The sequence below is a fragment of the Herbiconiux sp. A18JL235 genome, from assembly GCF_040939305.1.
Lineage (GTDB): Bacteria > Actinomycetota > Actinomycetes > Actinomycetales > Microbacteriaceae > Herbiconiux.
This window is the reverse complement of the sequence record NZ_CP162511.1, coordinates 2,798,607-2,815,433: the sequence shown is the minus strand read 5'-3', so window position 1 is coordinate 2,815,433 and position 16,827 is coordinate 2,798,607. Positions and strand designations below refer to the sequence as shown.

At 71.2% G+C, this 16,827-nt stretch carries 12 protein-coding genes; 9 read left to right on the top strand and 3 right to left on the bottom strand.

Translation table 11 applies throughout. The features are described 5' to 3' along the window. Positions 1-10: 10 nt before the first annotated feature. Complete coding sequence (locus ABFY20_RS13160; RefSeq protein ID WP_368496691.1) at positions 11-811, bottom strand: aminotransferase class IV; 801 nt, start codon at positions 809-811, stop codon at positions 11-13. A gap of 42 nt (positions 812-853) precedes the next feature. On the opposite strand from ABFY20_RS13160, the gene ABFY20_RS13155 reads away from it, so the two are divergent. The 5 genes from ABFY20_RS13155 to holA all read left to right on the top strand — a co-directional run bounded on the left by ABFY20_RS13155 (position 854) and on the right by holA (position 9,526). Then, on the top strand, positions 854-2,245 hold the full coding sequence (locus tag ABFY20_RS13155; protein WP_368496690.1) for an anthranilate synthase component I family protein: 1,392 nt from the start codon (positions 854-856) through the stop codon (positions 2,243-2,245). 91 nt (positions 2,246-2,336) lie between these two features. Next, positions 2,337-4,943, top strand: a complete 2,607-nt coding sequence (leuS, locus tag ABFY20_RS13150) for a leucine--tRNA ligase (protein WP_368496689.1) — start codon at positions 2,337-2,339, stop codon at positions 4,941-4,943. Between the two features lie 170 nt (positions 4,944-5,113). Beyond that, complete coding sequence (locus tag ABFY20_RS13145) at positions 5,114-5,854, top strand: helix-hairpin-helix domain-containing protein (protein WP_368496688.1); 741 nt, start codon at positions 5,114-5,116, stop codon at positions 5,852-5,854. Then, entirely contained in the window at positions 5,854-8,241 is a 2,388-nt protein-coding gene (locus ABFY20_RS13140; RefSeq protein WP_368496687.1) for a ComEC/Rec2 family competence protein, read from the top strand. Before ABFY20_RS13145 ends, ABFY20_RS13140 begins: the two co-directional genes overlap by 1 nt. 250 nt (positions 8,242-8,491) lie before the next feature. Continuing rightward, complete coding sequence (gene holA / locus ABFY20_RS13135) at positions 8,492-9,526, top strand: DNA polymerase III subunit delta (protein WP_368496686.1); 1,035 nt, start codon at positions 8,492-8,494, stop codon at positions 9,524-9,526. 607 nt (positions 9,527-10,133) lie between these two features. On the opposite strand, the gene rpsT is transcribed toward holA, so the two are convergent. Further along, the gene (gene rpsT, locus ABFY20_RS13130) at positions 10,134-10,394 is read right to left on the bottom strand and encodes a 30S ribosomal protein S20 (RefSeq protein ID WP_368496685.1); all 261 of its coding nucleotides are present in this window, start codon (positions 10,392-10,394) and stop codon (positions 10,134-10,136) included. Between the two features lie 198 nt (positions 10,395-10,592). On the opposite strand from rpsT, the gene ABFY20_RS13125 reads away from it, so the two are divergent. Together ABFY20_RS13125 and ABFY20_RS13120 are read left to right on the top strand one after the other, a co-directional pair. Continuing rightward, a complete protein-coding gene (locus tag ABFY20_RS13125; protein WP_368496684.1) occupies positions 10,593-11,993 on the top strand; it encodes an aminotransferase class I/II-fold pyridoxal phosphate-dependent enzyme in 1,401 nt (466 codons plus the stop codon). After that, entirely contained in the window at positions 11,990-13,057 is a 1,068-nt protein-coding gene (locus tag ABFY20_RS13120; protein ID WP_368496683.1) for a ketopantoate reductase family protein, read from the top strand. Before ABFY20_RS13125 ends, ABFY20_RS13120 begins: the two co-directional genes overlap by 4 nt. 131 nt (positions 13,058-13,188) lie before the next feature. On the opposite strand, the gene ABFY20_RS13115 is transcribed toward ABFY20_RS13120, so the two are convergent. Continuing rightward, entirely contained in the window at positions 13,189-14,076 is an 888-nt protein-coding gene (locus ABFY20_RS13115; protein ID WP_368496682.1) for an NAD-dependent epimerase/dehydratase family protein, read from the bottom strand. A 137-nt stretch (positions 14,077-14,213) separates the two neighbouring features. On the opposite strand from ABFY20_RS13115, the gene lepA reads away from it, so the two are divergent. Together lepA and ABFY20_RS13105 are read left to right on the top strand one after the other, a co-directional pair. Further along, entirely contained in the window at positions 14,214-16,064 is a 1,851-nt protein-coding gene (gene lepA, locus ABFY20_RS13110) for a translation elongation factor 4 (RefSeq protein ID WP_368496681.1), read from the top strand. 1 nt (position 16,065) lies between these two features. Continuing rightward, on the top strand, positions 16,066-16,824 hold the full coding sequence (locus ABFY20_RS13105) for a DUF1990 family protein (RefSeq protein ID WP_368496680.1): 759 nt from the start codon (positions 16,066-16,068) through the stop codon (positions 16,822-16,824). The last annotated feature ends 3 nt before the right edge of the window (positions 16,825-16,827 follow it).

Sequence of the window (16,827 nt, the reverse complement as noted above, 5' to 3'; positions counted from 1 at the left end):
CGGCTGTGGCTCAGAGCGGCCGGCTGAGCGCGGCGAGGCGCTTGCGCCAGGTCGCCGCCCGGGTGGGGCGCACGGCGAGCGCGGGGCCGTCGATCCACTGCTCCACCGCCGAGATGCCGTGGAGCGCGTTCACCGCCCACAGCTCGCACCCCTCGAGATCGGCAGGTCGCGCCCGCTCCTCCACCACCCGCGTTCCCGTCGCCGTGGCGATGAGTCGGATGCTCCGCGCCGTGACGCTCGCCACCCTCGCCAGGTCGCCGCTCGGAGCCACGAGGGTCTCGCCGCGCCACCACAGCAGCGCCGAGCTCGAACCGTCGACGACGAGACCGTCGTGGAGCAGCACGATCTCGTCGGCGCCGTTCTCCTGGGCCTCGCCGCGCAGCGCGACGAGGTGCTCGAGATCGGGGCCCTTGACACGCGGAACCCGTCGCGGGTCGTCTCCGGCATGGCTCACGACGACCGAGCTCGTGCGCGGGCGGGGTGCGAGCCGCACCCGCAGCCGCAACTCGAGGGCGTCGTCGTGCTGAAGACGCGCCAGCTCGATCCGCGGGAACAGTCGCGCCTGCGGGAACGCCTTCAGCCTGCCGATCGCCGCACCCCAGAACGAGGTCGCCGCCGCGATCGTGCCGGCGTCGCCCGCCGTGCGCCCCACGCTGTCGAGGAAGCGTTCGCGGTGTGCATCGAGGGCCCGCACCGTTCCCGAGGCCTCGACCAGCCACGAGTCGGCGACGAGCAGCTCGGTGTGGGGCTGCAGCTCCTGCTCCACGAGCGCGCCGCGCGACCAGACGAAGGTGGCCGGGGCCGTCGCCATGCGCGCTCCTCTCGCCGTCGGGTCACGAACTACGCTATTACAGTGCCGCCGACGCCCCTGCGACGAACCCTGGCCGTGGGCATCGACCCGGCCGCCGCGTTCGCCGCGCTCCACGCCGACGACCCGCGCGCGTTCTGGCTCGACGGCGGCCGAGGAGCCACCGCCGGCATGAGCTACCTCGGTGCCGCCGAGACCGTCGTCGAGGCGCGATCGTGGAGCGAGCTGCGCCACCTGTGGCCGGCACCCCAGGGCGCCGGAGACGGCGACCCGCGCCGGTCGGGGGAGCCCGCGCCCGACATGCCGCCCGCCTCCGACTCCGCTCCGCCCTTCGGGCTCGGCTGGGTGGGCTGGCTCGAGTACGAGCTGGGCACCCTCGACGAGGAACTCACGCGCGGCCCCCGCGCCCATCCCGCCGGCCGCATCCCGTCACGGTTCCTCCTCGTCGAGCGGGCCGTCGCCATCGACCACGCCACGGGAGAGGTGACCCTGCTCGCCCTCCCGGCGCCGGATGCGCTCGACTGGTTCGACAGCACCGAACGGGCTCTCGTCGAGGTGGCCCGCGCATCCGTCGCCCCCGCACCGTCGGTCGCGCGTGCCGACACGGTCGCGCATCCGCGGCACGACTTCTCCCGATACGCCCACCTCGTGGAGGAGTGCCGCCGCGTGATCGCTGCGGGTGAGGCCTACCAGCTCTGCCTCACCAACACGCTCGACGTGCCAGGGAGGTTCGACCCCTGGGACACCTACCTGCGGCTGCGCGAGCTCAGCCCCACCGCCCACGGCGGGTACCTGCGCATCGACGACACAGCGCTCCTCAGCGCCTCGCCCGAGCTCTTCCTGCGCGTCTCGGCCGACGGCAGGGTGGTGACGCGCCCGGTGAAGGGCACGCGCCGCCGGGGAACGGATACTGCCGACGACGCGCGCCTGGCAGCCGAACTCCTGGCGAGCGAGAAGGAGCGCGCCGAGAACCTCATGATCGTCGACCTCATGCGCAACGACCTGGCCAGGGTGTGCGAGCTCGGCACCGTGCGGGTGAGCGAGCTGCTGGCGGTGGAGACGCATCCGCAGGTGCATCAGCTGGTGAGCACCGTCGAGGGTCGGCTGCGGGCGGGTCTCGACGTCGTCGACGCGCTCGGGGCGACCTTCCCCGCCGGCTCGATGACCGGTGCCCCGAAGCGCAGCGCGATGAGGCACCTGGAGCGGTTCGAGGGCGGTGAGCGGGGCGTCTATTCTGGCGCTTTCGGCTTCCTCTCCTTCGACGGAGCTGCCGAGCTGGCGATGGTGATCAGGAGCGTCGTCGTGACGGCGGGCGGCGCATCCGTCGGCACCGGGGGCGGCATCACGACCCTCTCGGTGGCCGCAGAGGAGGTGGAGGAGACCCGGCTGAAGGCCGCAGCCCTGCTCCGGGTTCTCGGGGCCGTTCTGCCGGGGTAGTAGTGTGGTTTGCTGGCGCGTCGTGCGCGCCGATCCTTGCGACCCACTGCTTCCGGCAGATCTGCCGTCGATGTGGTTCGCCTGCGCGAGCATGAATGAGAGTCACGTGGTCACCGAGAACACCTTCGACGAGCCCGGCCAGGCACACGACGAGGCCGAGCGCTACGACATCCGTGCCCTTCAGGAGAAGTGGCTTCCCCGCTGGGAGGAGCTGAAGCCGTTCAGCACCGACCTCGACGGCGACAAGCGCCCGCGCAAGTACGTGCTCGACATGTTCCCCTACCCGTCGGGCGACCTGCACATGGGCCACGCCGAGGCCTACGCGCTGGGCGACGTCGTGGCGCGCTACTGGCGACAGCAGGGCTTCAACGTGCTGCACCCCATCGGCTGGGACTCGTTCGGCCTGCCCGCCGAGAACGCCGCCATCAAACGCGGCCTCGACCCCCGCGAGTGGACCTACGACAACATCGCGCAGCAGCACTCGAGCTTCAAGAAGTACGCCGGCTCGTTCGACTGGGACCGCGTGCTGCACACCTCAGACCCCGAGTACTACAAGTGGAACCAGTGGCTGTTCCTCAAGATGTACGAGAAGGGCCTCGCCTACCGCAAGGCCAGCTGGGTCAACTGGGACCCGGTCGACCAGACCGTGCTCGCCAACGAGCAGGTGCTGCCCGACGGCACCTCCGAGCGCTCGGGCGCCGTCGTGGTGAAGAAGAAGCTCACCCAGTGGTACTTCCGCATCACCGACTACGCCGACCGCCTGCTCGATGACCTCAAGCAGCTCGAGGGCACCTGGCCTGCCAAGGTCATCGCGATGCAGCGCAACTGGATCGGCCGCTCCGTCGGCGCCGACGTCGACTTCGTCATCGAGGGCCGTGACGAGAAGGTCACGGTCTTCACCACCCGGCCCGACACGCTCTACGGCGCGACCTTCATGGTGGTCGCCCCCGATTCCGACCTGGCCCAGGAACTCGTCGCCACGGGCACCGGAGACGACGCGGATGCTGTGCGCGAACGCTTCGCGAAGTACCTCGCCGAGGTGCAGAAGTCGTCGGAGACCGAGCGGCAGGCGACCGACCGGCCGAAGACGGGCATCTTCCTCGACCGCTACGCCATCAACCCGGTGAACGGGGAGCGTCTGCCCATCTGGGCAGCCGACTACGTGCTCGCCGACTACGGGCACGGCGCCGTCATGGCGGTGCCCGCGCACGACCAGCGCGACCTCGACTTCGCTCGCGCCTTCGGGCTTCCGGTTCGGGTGGTCGTCGACACGCTGGCGCCGGTCACCGGTGTCATCCCGGTGCTCGACCCCGACGACCTGCCCGAGCTCGAAGACCTCGACCCCGCCACCACGGGAATCGCCCTGGCGGGCGAGGGGCGGCTCATCAACTCCGGCCCGCTCGACGGGCTGTCGAAGTCGAACGCCATCCGCAAGATCATCGAGATCCTCGAGGCGGCGGGCACCGGGCGGCCGGCCAAGAACTACCGCCTGCGTGACTGGCTCATCTCGAGGCAGCGCTACTGGGGTACGCCCATCCCGATCATCCACGGTGCCGACGGCTCCGAGCATCCGGTGCCCGAAGACCAGCTGCCCGTGCTGCTGCCGCCCACCGAAGGGCTGAACCTCACGCCCAAGGGCACCTCGCCGCTCGGCGGGGCCGCCGACTGGGTGAACGTGCCGAACCCCGTCGACGGCACGCCGGCGCTCCGCGACCCCGACACGATGGACACCTTCGTCGACAGCTCGTGGTACTTCCTGCGCTTCCTGTCGCCGAACGACGACACGCAGGCGTTCGACCCGAAAGAGGTCGACAAGTGGGCGCCCGTCGACCAGTACGTGGGCGGTGTGACGCACGCCATCCTGCACCTGCTCTACGCCCGCTTCATCACGAAGGTGCTGTTCGACCTCGGCTACGTCGGATTCACCGAACCCTTCAGCGCGCTGCTCAACCAGGGCATGGTGCTCATGGACGGATCGGCGATGTCGAAGTCGAAGGGCAACCTGGTTCGGCTTTCCGACCAGCTCGAGGAGCACGGTGTCGACGCGGTGCGTCTCACCATGGCGTTCGCCGGGCCGCCGGAAGACGACATCGACTGGGCCGACGTGTCGCCGGCCGGTTCGGCCAAGTTCCTGGCGCGCGCCTGGAGGCTCACCGCCGACGTCACCTCTCCGCCCTCGGTCAACTGGCGTGAGGGCGACCGTGCGCTGCGACGGGTCACCCATCGTTTCCTCGCCGAGGCGCCCGGGCTCATCGAGGCCTTCAAGTTCAACGTGGTCGTGGCGCGCCTGATGGAGCTCGTGAACGCCGCCCGCAAGGCCATCGACTCGGGCCCCGGCGGCTCCGACCCGGCTGTTCGTGAGGCGGTCGAGACGATCGCGCTCGGGCTGTCGCTGTTCGCGCCGTACACCGCGGAGGACATGTGGGAGCGGCTCGGCTACGAGCCGTCGATCGCGAACTACGGCTGGCGCGGGGCCGACCCGTCGCTGCTCACCGAGGACACCGTTACTGCCGTGGTGCAGGTCGACGGCAAGGTGCGCGACCGGCTCGAGGTGTCGCCGAAGATCGACGGGGCCGCCCTCGAGGCGGAGGCGCGCGAGCTGGCGTCGGTGAAGCGGTCGATCGGCGACCGGGAGGTCGTGACGGTGGTGGCGCGGGCGCCGCGACTGATCAACTTCGTGACGAGGCCCGCTTCGTAGCGGGTCGGTCGGGTAGCGGGTCGGTCGGGTGTCGGCCGGGTAGCGGGTCGGTCGGGTGTCGGCCGGGTAGCGGGTCGGTCGGTTCTCCCCAGGCCGTATCAGGAAGCGGAGTCTCCACAGACTCGTGGGCGGTGAGGCGGTGGGCGGGCGGAGGCTCGTAGCCTCGCCGCATGTCCCTGCCCGAGCCACCTCCGAACGCCGCGCCGACCGGGCCCTCCGTGCGGGTGCGCGTGGGGGTCGGGGCGGCGGTCGTGCTGGTGGTGGCGGCGCTGGTCGTCTCGGTGCTCATCACGGCGCTGGCGCCGATGGGGGCGACGACGGTGGTGGCGGGGAGTGCCGGCGCTGACTCGGGCGCTGGGCCGACCGAGCCACCTGCTGGGCTCGGTGTGTCTGCGGTGTCCGCTGAAACGCCCGACGGAGGCAACCCGACACCTGCACCGATCATGGTCCACCTGCTCGGTGCCGTCGCGGCGCCCGGGGTCTACGAGCTCGCGAGCGGGGCCAGAGTCGTCGACGTCGTCGTGCTGGCGGGTGGGTTCACCGATCAGGCGGAGCGCTCGTCGGTGAACCTGGCGCGGCCGCTCGTCGATGGCGAGCAGCTGCGGGTGCTCGCGGTGGGGGAGGCGCCGCCCGAGGTCGCCCCCGGGAGCGTGGGGGGCGCATCCGGGGGGTCTGGCGCATCCGGAGGTGTGGGCGCATCCGCGGGCGCGGGCGCGGGCGGGGTCATCGACCTGAATCGGGCCACCGCGGCCGATCTCGACACGCTGCCCCGCATCGGGCCCGCGATGGCTGCACGCATCGTCGCGTGGCGCGACGAGAACGGCCCGTTCTCCTCGATCGACGACCTGCTGCAGGTCACCGGCATCGGTGAGAAGACTCTCGAGGGTCTTCGCGACCTGGTGCGTGTGTGATGCGCGGAGACCTGCGGCTCGCGCTGCCGGCCGCGGCGGCGTGGGTGACCGCTCTCGTGATCGTCGGGCTGCCCGACTCGGTGCCGTGGGCGGCAGCCGGTCTCTGGATGGGCGCCGCGCTCGTCTTGGTCGTCATGCTTCTCCTGCGCCGGCGCGACGAGCCGAGGCCGGAAGGACTCGACGTGCCCGAGGGGCGCCCGGCCGGAGTGGCTGTGGCGATCGTCGCGGTCACCCTGGCCGCCGCGGCGCTCGTGTGCACCTCCGTGGCCGCGCAGAACCCGAGACGACATCCCGCCGAGCTGCCGGTCGCGGGAGACTCGATGATGGGGTCGGCGGTGCTGCGCGTCACCGGGCTGTCGGAGGCCGCCCCGGCGCCCTTCGGTTCGGCGCGATCCCGCGTGCAGGTGCCCGCGGAGCTCGCGACGTTCACCACCGGGAACGTCGAGACGGTCGCCCGCTCGCCTGTGCTCGTCTTCACCGAGGTCGACGACCCGGAGTCGCTCCGCATCGGCGCCGTCCTGGCGGCACGGGGCACCCTCACCGCGGTGGAGTCCGGTGGCTCCCGTGAGTTCCTGCTCTTCGGCAGAGGTGAGGCGGAGGTCGTCGCCGCGCCGGGGTGGTGGCTCGACTGGGCCGATCAGGTGCGCCGGTCGTTCCGTGCGTCGGTCGAGTCGCTGCCCGGCGACGGCCGCGAGCTGCTCACCGGTCTCGCCATCGGCGACGACCGGCAGGTCTCCGATGAGTTGACCGAGGCGATGACGAACACGGGGCTCACCCACCTCACCGCCGTCTCCGGCGCGAACTGCGCCGTCGTCGTGGGTACCGTGGTGCTGGTCGGCGGTGCCCTCGGGGCGAGCCGTCGGGTTCGTCTGGTGTGCGGACTGGCGACCCTGGTGCTCTTCGTCGTGCTGGTCACTCCCGAGCCGAGCGTGCTGCGAGCGGCGACGATGGCGACGATCGTTCTCGTGGTGACGCTTCTGGGGCGCCCGGCGGCGGGGCTGCCGCCACTGTTCCTGTCGGTCGTCGTGCTCCTCACGGTCGACCCGTGGCTCTCGCGGAGCGCGGGCTTTGCCCTCTCGGTGCTGGCCACTGCCGGGCTCCTCCTGCTCACCCGGCCGCTCGCAGCGCTCGCCGGCCGCCTGATGCCCCGGTGGCTGGCCCTCGCGGTCGCTGTCCCGGTCGCCGCACAGCTGGCGTGCCAGCCGGTGCTCTTCCTGCTCTCGCCGCAGCTGACGCCCTACACGGTGCCGGCGAACCTGCTCGCGGAGCCCGCCGCCGCTGCGGTCAGCGTGCTGGGCCTCGGTGTCTGCCTGCTCGGGGTCCTCGCCCCGGGCCTCGCCTCCGCGGCCGCGTGGTTGCCCTGGGTGCCGTCCGCCTGGATCGGGGCGGTGGCCCGCTTCTTCGCCGGTCTCCCGTTCGCCGTCGTGCCGTTCGCCGACAGCCTGCTCGCCGCATCAGTCGCCCTCGCGGTGCTCGGCGCCGTCGTGTTCTGCATCGCCGCGGCGCGGAGGCACCGGAGCGCGACGCGCGCGGTGGCGGGCGGCTGTGCAGCCGTCGTCGTGGTGTCGGTCGGGCTCGCGACCGGCGGTGTCATCGCGCGCGACGGCGCGATACCGCCGGGGTGGATGATCGCCGCCTGCGACATCGGGCAAGGCGACGCGGTGGTGCTCCGCAGCGCGGGCAGTGTCGCGCTCGTCGACGTGGGGCCCGAACCCGAACCGCTCGAGGAGTGTCTCGCCGACCTCGGCATCGAGCGGATCGACTTGCTCGTTCTCACCCACTACGACCGCGACCACGTCGGTGGTGTCGACGCCGTGATCGGCCGGGTCTCCACCGCGGTCGTCGGGCCGCCCGACGGCGCCGCCGACGACCGCCTGCTCGATCGGCTCGACGAGGGTGGAGCCCACCTCGTCGACGGGGTCGGCGGCCTGCACGGCGAGCTGGGAGCGCTCGGCTGGAGCGTCCTCTGGCCCCAGCCCCACACCCGTCTCCGGGGCAACGACGCCAGTGTCACCGTGCTGTTCACCGGGCCCCTCACCGCGCTCTTCCTGGGCGATCTCGGCGAATCGGCGCAGAACGCCCTCGTCGCCACCGGCAGTCTCGGCCGTGTCGACGTCGTGAAGGTCTCCCACCACGGCTCCGCCGACCAGAGCGACCGCCTCTATACGCGAGTCTCCGCGCGGCTCGGCCTCATCTCGGTGGGCACCGACAACGGCTACGGCCACCCCACCGACCGACTTCTCTCCCTCCTCGCCCGCACGGGCACCCAGGCCTTCCGCACCGACACCCTGGGCCTCATCACCGTCAGCGTCCCGCCAGCAGCCCCCGATGCCTCCGCTGCCGACCCTCCAGCCCTCAGCGTCTGGAGCGAGCACCGCCCGCCCTAGCCGAAGGCGCCCTCGGTGCGGCACCGTGTGGGTGGTGTCGGTGCTGGCCGACGGTGCGGGCGGTGTCGTGGGTGGGGTCGGTGTTGCCTGATGGTGTGGGTGGTGTCGTGGGTGGGTGGGGCCGGTGCTGGCCGACGGTGCGGGCGGGGTCGTAGGTGGGGTGGTGGCGCCCGGGGCCGGCGACTCGGGGCTCGCGGCCTGGGGTGTCGTGGGTGGCCGTTAGGCTGGTGCGGAAGCGGAAGAGGGTGTCATGGCGGTCGCACGTGGGGCGAAGGCTCCGGCCAAGTCGGCGGCGAAGGTCGCCATCCCGCAGATCGCGTGGAACGAGGTGCGGCCCGCCTCCGTCGTGCTGGTGTCTGGCACCGAGGGGTTCCTCGCCGATCGCGCCATCCGTCGCCTCCGCGACCTCCTGAAGGCAGAAGACCCGAGCCTCGAGGTCACCGACATCGACGCGGCCTCCTACGCTCCGGGCGAGCTCATGACCCTGGCGAGTCCCTCGCTCTTCGACGAGCCGCGTCTCATCCGCGTCTCGGCGGTCGAGAAGTGTACCGACGCGTTCATCGAGGAGACCCTCGCCTATCTCGCCTACCCGGCAGACGACACCTACCTGGTACTGCGGCACGGCGGGGGAGTTCGTGGCAAGAAGCTCCTCGAGGGGGTGCGCGCCGCAGCCGGGGTCGCGGTCGAGGTCGTCTGCGCCGAACTCAAACGCGACACCGACAAATACGAGTTCGCCTCGGCGGAGTTCAGAACGGCGGGCAAGCGGGTCACGCCCGGCGCGCTGCGCGCGCTCGTATCGGCCTTCACAGACGACCTCGCCGAGCTCTCGGCCGCGTGCAACCAGCTCATCTCCGACACCACGGAGGAGGTCACCGAGGTCACCGTCGAGCGCTACTACGCCGGCCGGGTCGAGACCAACGCCTTCGCGGTCGCCGATTCGGCCCTCGCCGGCCACTACGGCGAGTCGCTCGCGCTCCTCCGGCACGCGCTCGCATCGGGCGCAGACCCGGTTCCGATGGTCGCGGCCTTCGCGATGAAGCTGCGCACCATGGCGAAGGTGCTGGGCGCGCGGGGCGGCTCGGCTCAACTCGCCGGTCAGCTCGGCATGGCCCCCTGGCAGATCGATCGCGCCCGCCGCGATCTCGCCGGCTGGGACGGCCAGGGCCTCGGCCGCTGCATCCAAGTCCTCGCCGAAACCGACGAGAGCATCAAGGGCGCCGGCCGCGACCCCGTCTTCGCCCTAGAACGCATGATCAGCATCATCTCCGCCCGCGGCACCCTCTGACCCCCGCCGCCGCCCCGCCGCGCTCGCCCACCCGCCACCCACCACTTTCTCGCGGACAAAGTCCGTGAGAAACTCGTTTATCACGGACTTTGTCCGCAAGAACGTGGCCCGGCCCGGTCCGTCCTCGAGGATGTGGCAACGCGCCGCTCACTCCGCCAGTTCAGGGCTCCGGCCGCCCCCGCCCCACCCCACAGCGCCCACGCCGCGCATCCGCTACCCATCCCACCCGCCACCCATCGCTTTGTCGCGGACAAAGTCCGTGAAGAACTCGTTTATCACGGACTTTGTCCGCAAGAACGTGTCGCGGTGCGGGGTGTCCTCGAGAATGTGGCGACGCGCCGCTCACTCCCACAGTTCAGCGCTCCTGCCGCCTACCCCACCCGCGCCGCGCATCCGCTGCCGACCCCACCCGCTCAGCGCTCACGTTGCCCATCCAACGCGCCACCCATCGCTTTCTCACGGATAAAGTCCGTGAAGAACTCGTTCATCACGGACTTTATCCGTAAGAACGTGACGCGGCTCGGCGCGGCAGGCCCCGGAACGCCGAAGGGCCCCACCGGAGTGGGGCCCTTCGTGCGGGTCGGGCGCGCAGCCCGGGGAGGTCGGCTCAGAGAGCGGCGACCTGCTTGGCGATGGCCGACTTGCGGTTCGCCGCCTGGTTCTTGTGGATGACGCCCTTCGACGCAGCCTTGTCGAGCTTCTTGCTCGCGAAGGTCAGCGCGGTGGCCGCCTTCTCCTTGTCGCCGGCGACGACGGCCTCACGGGTGGCGCGGATGGCGGTCTTGAGCTCGCTCTTGACGGCCTTGTTGCGCTCCTGGGCCTTCTTGTTGGTGCCGATGCGCTTGATCTGCGACTTGATGTTTGCCACGGAAATAACCTCTGTATCTGTTCGGATGAGTGCGGTGCGATGACCCGCTGCGGCCGAGCCGCGCCATGGGCCACTCGCTGTTCGCACCCGTCACATACGTGTGGATGCGTAAGCCAACAGGCAACATTACCAGTTCTCGCGCCTCCCATCAATCTGCGACAGGCTCGCCGTCGTGTGCAGGAGGTACCGTGGAATCCTATGCCACGTCTCGCCCCGCACACCGACTCGGTGCCGCCGTCCGGCATCCGCCGCATCTTCGAGCTCGCCCACGTGCTCGACGACGTGATCCTCCTCGTCATCGGCGAACCCGACGTGCCGGTGGCCCCACCGATCCTGGCCGAGGGCGCCCTGGCCTGGACGGACGACGACACCGCCTACACCCCCAACGGCGGCATCACGCCGCTCCGCGAAGCGATCGTGCGCGAGGTCGCCCGCCGCAACGGCATCCACACCGACGTCGAACGCGTGTGGGTGACGAACGGCGCGACGCAGGCCCTCTTCCTCGCCATGTCGCTCGTGCTCGACCCGGGCGACGAGGTGCTCGTGCCCGATCCGGGTTACACCACGTTCACCATGAACGCGCACCTGTTGAACGCCGTCCCGGTGCCCTACCCCCTGCGCCCCGAGAACGACTTCGCGCCCGACCTCGCCGAGCTGGCCCGCCTGATCACACCGCGCACCCGCCTCCTCGTCGTCAACTCGCCGTCGAACCCCCTCGGAGCCGTCTTCGACGAGCGCACCCTCCAGGCCCTCCTCGACTTCGCCCACGAGTACGACCTCTGGATCATCAGCGACGAGGTCTACGAACGATTCAGCTACGAGCATCCGCACGTCAGCATCGCCTCGCTCCAACCCTCCGGAGGGTCGGAGAGCGCGCCGGAGAGAGCGGATGCTCGGGGCGACGACGACCGCGTGATCACTGTCTTCTCGGCGTCGAAGACCTACGCGCTCACGGGTGCCCGGGTCGGCTGGCTGCTCACCCCCTCGGGCTTCGCCCCCCTGCTGAGGTCGGCGCAGGAGGCGATGATCAGCTGCATCAACACCCCGGCACAGCGCGCGGTGCTCGCGGCACTCGAGGGTTCGCAGCAACCGGTCGAGGATGCCGCGGCCCACTACCGCGACAACCTCGCCGCCGCGACGGCGCTGCTGAGTGAGCGCGGCATCCGCTACCTCGAGCCCACCGGCGCGTTCTATCTCTGGGTCGACGTGTCGCACGCGACTGGCGGAGACGTGGCCGGCTGGGCCGAGCGGTTCCTCCTCGAGCAGCGCGTCGCCGTCGCGCCGGGCAGCGCGTTCGGGCGCATGGGGGAGGGGTGGATCCGCCTCTGCGTCGCCGCCTCCCTCGACGACCTGCTCGAGGGCATCCGCCGCCTCCCGGCCCCGGCCTTCGCCCCCGCTCCGGTTTCGCCCGAGCGCGGCGTGCCCGCGACGCCTACCGCGCAGGCGTCGCCCGAGCCCGCCGAGCCCGCCGAGCCCATCGGGCCGGCGACGCCGGACGCATCCCTGCATGCGACGCCCACCCCTCAGGCTTCGCCCCACGCACCCACATCCGCGCCGTCCGCCTCGACCGCGACGCCACCGCCGCCGGCGGCACGATGAAGATCGCCGTCATCGGGGCAGGTGCCGTGGGCGGGGCGATCGCCGCGGTCGCCGACCGCGCCGGCCATGACCTGGTCGTGACGGCGCGCGGCGAGCACCTCGCCACGATGCAGCGCGACGGGCTGCGCCTCTCGGGCGCCTGGGGCGAGCACCTCGCCCGGCCCCGCGCCGCCGAGACGCTCCTCGACCTGCCCGACGTGGCGAACGGCGAGTGGCGCCCCGAACTCGTGCTGCTCGCGGTCAAGGCTCAGGATGCGCGCTCGGCGCTCGCCGCGAACGCCCCGGTTCTCGACGGCGTTCCGCTGGTGGTGGTGCAGAACGGTCTCGGTGGTGCGGAGGCCGCGTCGGCCCAGCTCCCATCCACCCCGGTCGTCGGCGCCCTGGCCCTCTTCGCCGCCTCCTACCTCGACCCCGGCCGCGTCTCCATCACGGCCAGCGGCTCCACCTACCTCGGCCGCATCCCCCGCATCCCGTCGCCTGCCGAGGCAGCACACACGACGCCCCCCGACGACGCCGCGGCCCTCCGCATCGCCGTCGAGGCGCTCTCGCCGGTCATGCCCCTCGAGACCACCGACGACTTCGCCGGCGCCCAGTGGACCAAGCTCCTCGTCAACCACGTCAACGCCCTCCCCGCCATCACCGGACTCTCCGTGCAGCAGACCATCGCCGACCGGCGCCTGCGCGCCGTGCTCCTGGCGAGCATGAAGGAGACCATCGGCATCGCCCGCGCGAAGGGTGTGCGCTTCGCGCCGGTGCAGGGCCTCGACGACCGCCTGCTCCGCTTCGTGCAGCGCGCGCCGCGCATCCTGGCCCAGCTCGTGCCCCGAGCGATGGCGCGCCGGATGGGGGCGACGCCCAATCCCGGATCGACGCTGCAGAGCATCCGCCGCGGCCAGCTCACCGAGATCGACCACCTCAACGGCGCCGTCGTCGCTGCCGCCGCCGACCTCGGCCTCCCGGCCCCCGTCAACGCGACCCTCGTCTCCCTCGTTCACGCCGTCGAGCGCGACCACCGCTTCCGCACCCCCGCCGAGGTCGCCGCTGCCCTCCCCGCCCGCCGCTGAACCCCGGGTTCATGTCGGCGAACGACGGATGCTCGTCACGCCCACGCGCCGAGCCTCCGTCGTTCAGCCGAAAGCGGCCCGATCTCCGTCGTTCGGCGCGCTCGGAGCCGCGGGTGAGCGACCCGTGCGGCTCAGCCCGCGTACGACCCCGAGCGCAGCTCCTCCACGAGGGTGGGCCCGTTGGGCTCCCAGCCGAGGTCGATGCGCGCGGCGGAGCCGGTGGCCTGCTGGTCGAGCAGGAGCGCGTCGCCGAGCCCCTCGCCGAGCCACTCGTGCACCTGTGCGGTGCTGATCGGCTCGACCCGACCGTCGAGTCCGGCGGCGGCGGCAGCCGCCTCGCCGAGTTCGCGCACCGTCGGGTTCTGGCCGCTGGCGCCGATGTAGTACGAACCGCCGTCGGCAAGATCGAAGGCGAGCACGTAGAGCTCGGCGAGGTCGTCGACGAAGACGGTGGTCCAGTGCTGCTCGCCCGAGCCGATGAGCTGCAGCGCGGGGGCAACACCGCTTCCCCGAGGCGCCTGCGCGATGACGTTGGGCAGCCCCCCGCCGTGCCCGAACACCACGGCCGGCGCGATGATCGTCGTCTTCACGCCCGACGCCCTGAGCACCCGTTCCTCGATCGGCACCCGCCACGCGGTGAGCGCCGGCGGGTCGAAGGGCGAGCGCTCGGTGATCTCGGCCGACGAGCCGTAGACCCAGATGCCGCCGGTGTGCACGTACGGCTTGTCGCTGCCCTCGAGCCCCGCGAACACCGCAGTGACGACCGCGTCGTCGAAGGCAGCGCTGGTCTCGTCGCCGGGGGAGGCGGTGTGGATGACGCCGTCGCTCTCGAGCGCCAGCTTCTCGACGAGCTCCCGGTCGGTGAGCGTTCCGACCACGGCGCGGGCGCCGGTCGCCTCGACCGCCTGCGCCTTCGTCTCGTCGCGCACGAGGGCGACGACCTCGCGACCCTGGGCGCGCAGGGCGCGGAGAACTGCAGAACCGATGAATCCGGATGCGCCGGTGAGGAAGATAGCCATGTCTCGATCTAACCGGGTCGGCGGATGCGTATTCCACAGCCGTGACGAAGTGAGACGTTCTGCACAGCTTCCCTCACGCGGCCCACCGCATCCGGGGCATGGCAGAATGGGACGTCACCCCCGACCCAGAGGAATGCGTGAGTCCCCAAGCCCTGAAGGCCCTCCAGCCGGCCTCCACCGACCCCGCGTTCATCCGCAACTTCTGCATCATCGCGCACATCGATCACGGCAAGTCGACGCTGGCCGACCGCATGCTCGGCATCACCGGCGTGGTCAGCGATCGCGACATGCGCGCGCAGTACCTCGACCGGATGGACATCGAGCGCGAGCGCGGCATCACCATCAAGAGCCAGGCCGTGCGCATGCCCTGGGCGCTCGACGGTGCGAGCTACGCGCTCAACATGATCGACACCCCCGGCCACGTCGACTTCACCTACGAGGTCTCGCGCTCGCTCGCCGCGTGCGAGGGCGCCATCCTGCTCGTCGACGCGGCGCAGGGCATCGAGGCCCAGACTCTGGCGAACCTCTACCTCGCGCTCGAGAACGACCTCACGATCATCCCGGTGCTCAACAAGATCGACCTGCCCGCGGCCGACCCCGAGAAGTACGCGAAGGAGCTCGCGGGTCTCATCGGCGGCGACCCCGACGACGTGCTGCGGGTCAGCGGCAAGACGGGCATGGGCGTCGAAGACCTGCTCGACCGCGTGGTCGAGCTCATCCCACCGCCCGTCGGCGATCCGGATGCTGCGGCTCGCGCCATGATCTTCGACTCGGTCTACGACGCCTACCGCGGTGTCGTCACCTATGTGCGCATGATCGACGGGCAGCTGCATCCGCGCGAGCGCATCCAGATGATGTCGACGAAGGCGACCCACGAGATCCTCGAGATCGGTGTGTCGAGCCCCGAACCCACGCCGTCGAAGGGCCTCGGTGTCGGTGAGGTGGGCTACCTCATCACGGGTGTGAAAGACGTGCGCCAGTCGAAGGTGGGCGACACGGTCACCACTGCCCAGAAGCCCGCCACGGTCGCGCTGCCCGGTTACACCGAGCCGCTGCCCATGGTGTTCTCGGGGCTGTACCCCATCGACGGCAGCGACTACCCCGCTCTTCGCGAGGCGCTCGACAAGCTGAAGCTCAGCGACGCCGCGCTGGTCTACGAGCCCGAGACCTCGGTGGCGCTCGGCTTCGGCTTCCGCTGCGGGTTCCTCGGCCTCCTGCACCTCGAGATCATCACCGAGCGGCTCGAGCGCGAGTTCGGCCTCGACCTCATCGCCACGGCGCCGAGCGTGATCTACGAGGTCACCACCGAAGACAAGAAGACCATCACCGTCACGAACCCGAGCGAGTTCCCCGAGGGCAAGATCTCGGCGGTCTCGGAGCCGGTGGTGAACGCCGCCATCCTGGCGCCGAAAGACTACGTCGGCACCATCATGGAGCTCTGCCAGAGCCGCCGCGGCACCCTCCAGGGCATGGAGTACCTCGGCGAAGACCGGGTCGAGATCAAGTACACCATCCCGCTCGGCGAGATCGTGTTCGACTTCTTCGACCAGCTGAAGTCGAAGACGGCCGGCTACGCGAGCCTCGACTACGAGCCCGCGGGCGAGGAGGTGGCCGACCTGGTGAAGGTCGACATCCTGCTCCAGGGCGAGCGGGTCGACGCGTTCAGCGCGATCGTGCACCGCGACAAGGCCTACGCCTACGGAGTGCTCATGACGGGCCGTCTGCGCGAGCTCATCCCGCGCCAGCAGTTCGAGGTGCCCATCCAGGCCGCCATCGGCGCCCGCATCATCGCCCGCGAGTCCATCCGAGCGATGCGCAAAGACGTTCTCGCCAAGTGCTACGGCGGTGACATCACCCGAAAGCGCAAGCTGCTCGAGAAGCAGAAGGAGGGCAAGAAGCGCATGAAGATGGTGGGCCGCGTCGAGGTTCCCCAGGAGGCGTTCATCGCCGCCCTCTCCGGCGACGTCGAGAAGAAGGACAAGAAGTAGCGTGGCGCCGAGCACGGTCGCCGAGCGCGAGCGCGGGCGTTCCCCGGAGTCGGGGGCACGGGCAGCGGGCGCGAGCGCGGGTGCCGGTGCGGGCACCGACACCGTCGACGCCGCCGCCCTGCGGCTCCGCGACGAGCCGCTGAGCTACGCCGCGGTCGGGGCCACCCAGGCGCCCGACTTGCTCTACTTCCCACCGAAGGGCTACCGCCCGGTCGAGCGCCAGGCCCGCATCGGCTCGGGCGCCGCCCGCTTCGAGACGGCGTCGGCCAAGCTCATGGCCTGGGGCCTGCAGCGCGGCGCGGGCATCGACGTGGGCGAGGTGCTGCTTCCGGCACCCACGTCTGCCGACTACGCAGGGCTCCGCTACGACGAGTTCGGCACCCCGCTCGGCCCGAAGCGTTCCACTCACGAGCAGGAGTACGCCCCCGACGGCACGCCGCTGGCCTCCCCGGGTGCGACGGCCATGCTCACCATCCGCCTGCTGGGCCTGCCGTTCAAGGCCCCCGTGCGTGTGGTCTACCAGGTCGACGAGCCTGGCCGCCGCGGCTTCGCCTACGGCACGCTCCCCGGCCACCCCGTCTCCGGCGAGGAGAGCTTCGTGGTCGAGCACCGCGCCGACGACTCCGTCTGGGTGGTCGTGCGCGCCTTCTCGCGCGGCAGCACCTGGTTCTACCGGCTCGGCGCCCCCGTCGTGCGCGCTGTGCAGACCCGCAGCCTGAAGCGCTACCTCGGCGCCCTCTCCCCGGCGAGAGGGCTCTAGCCT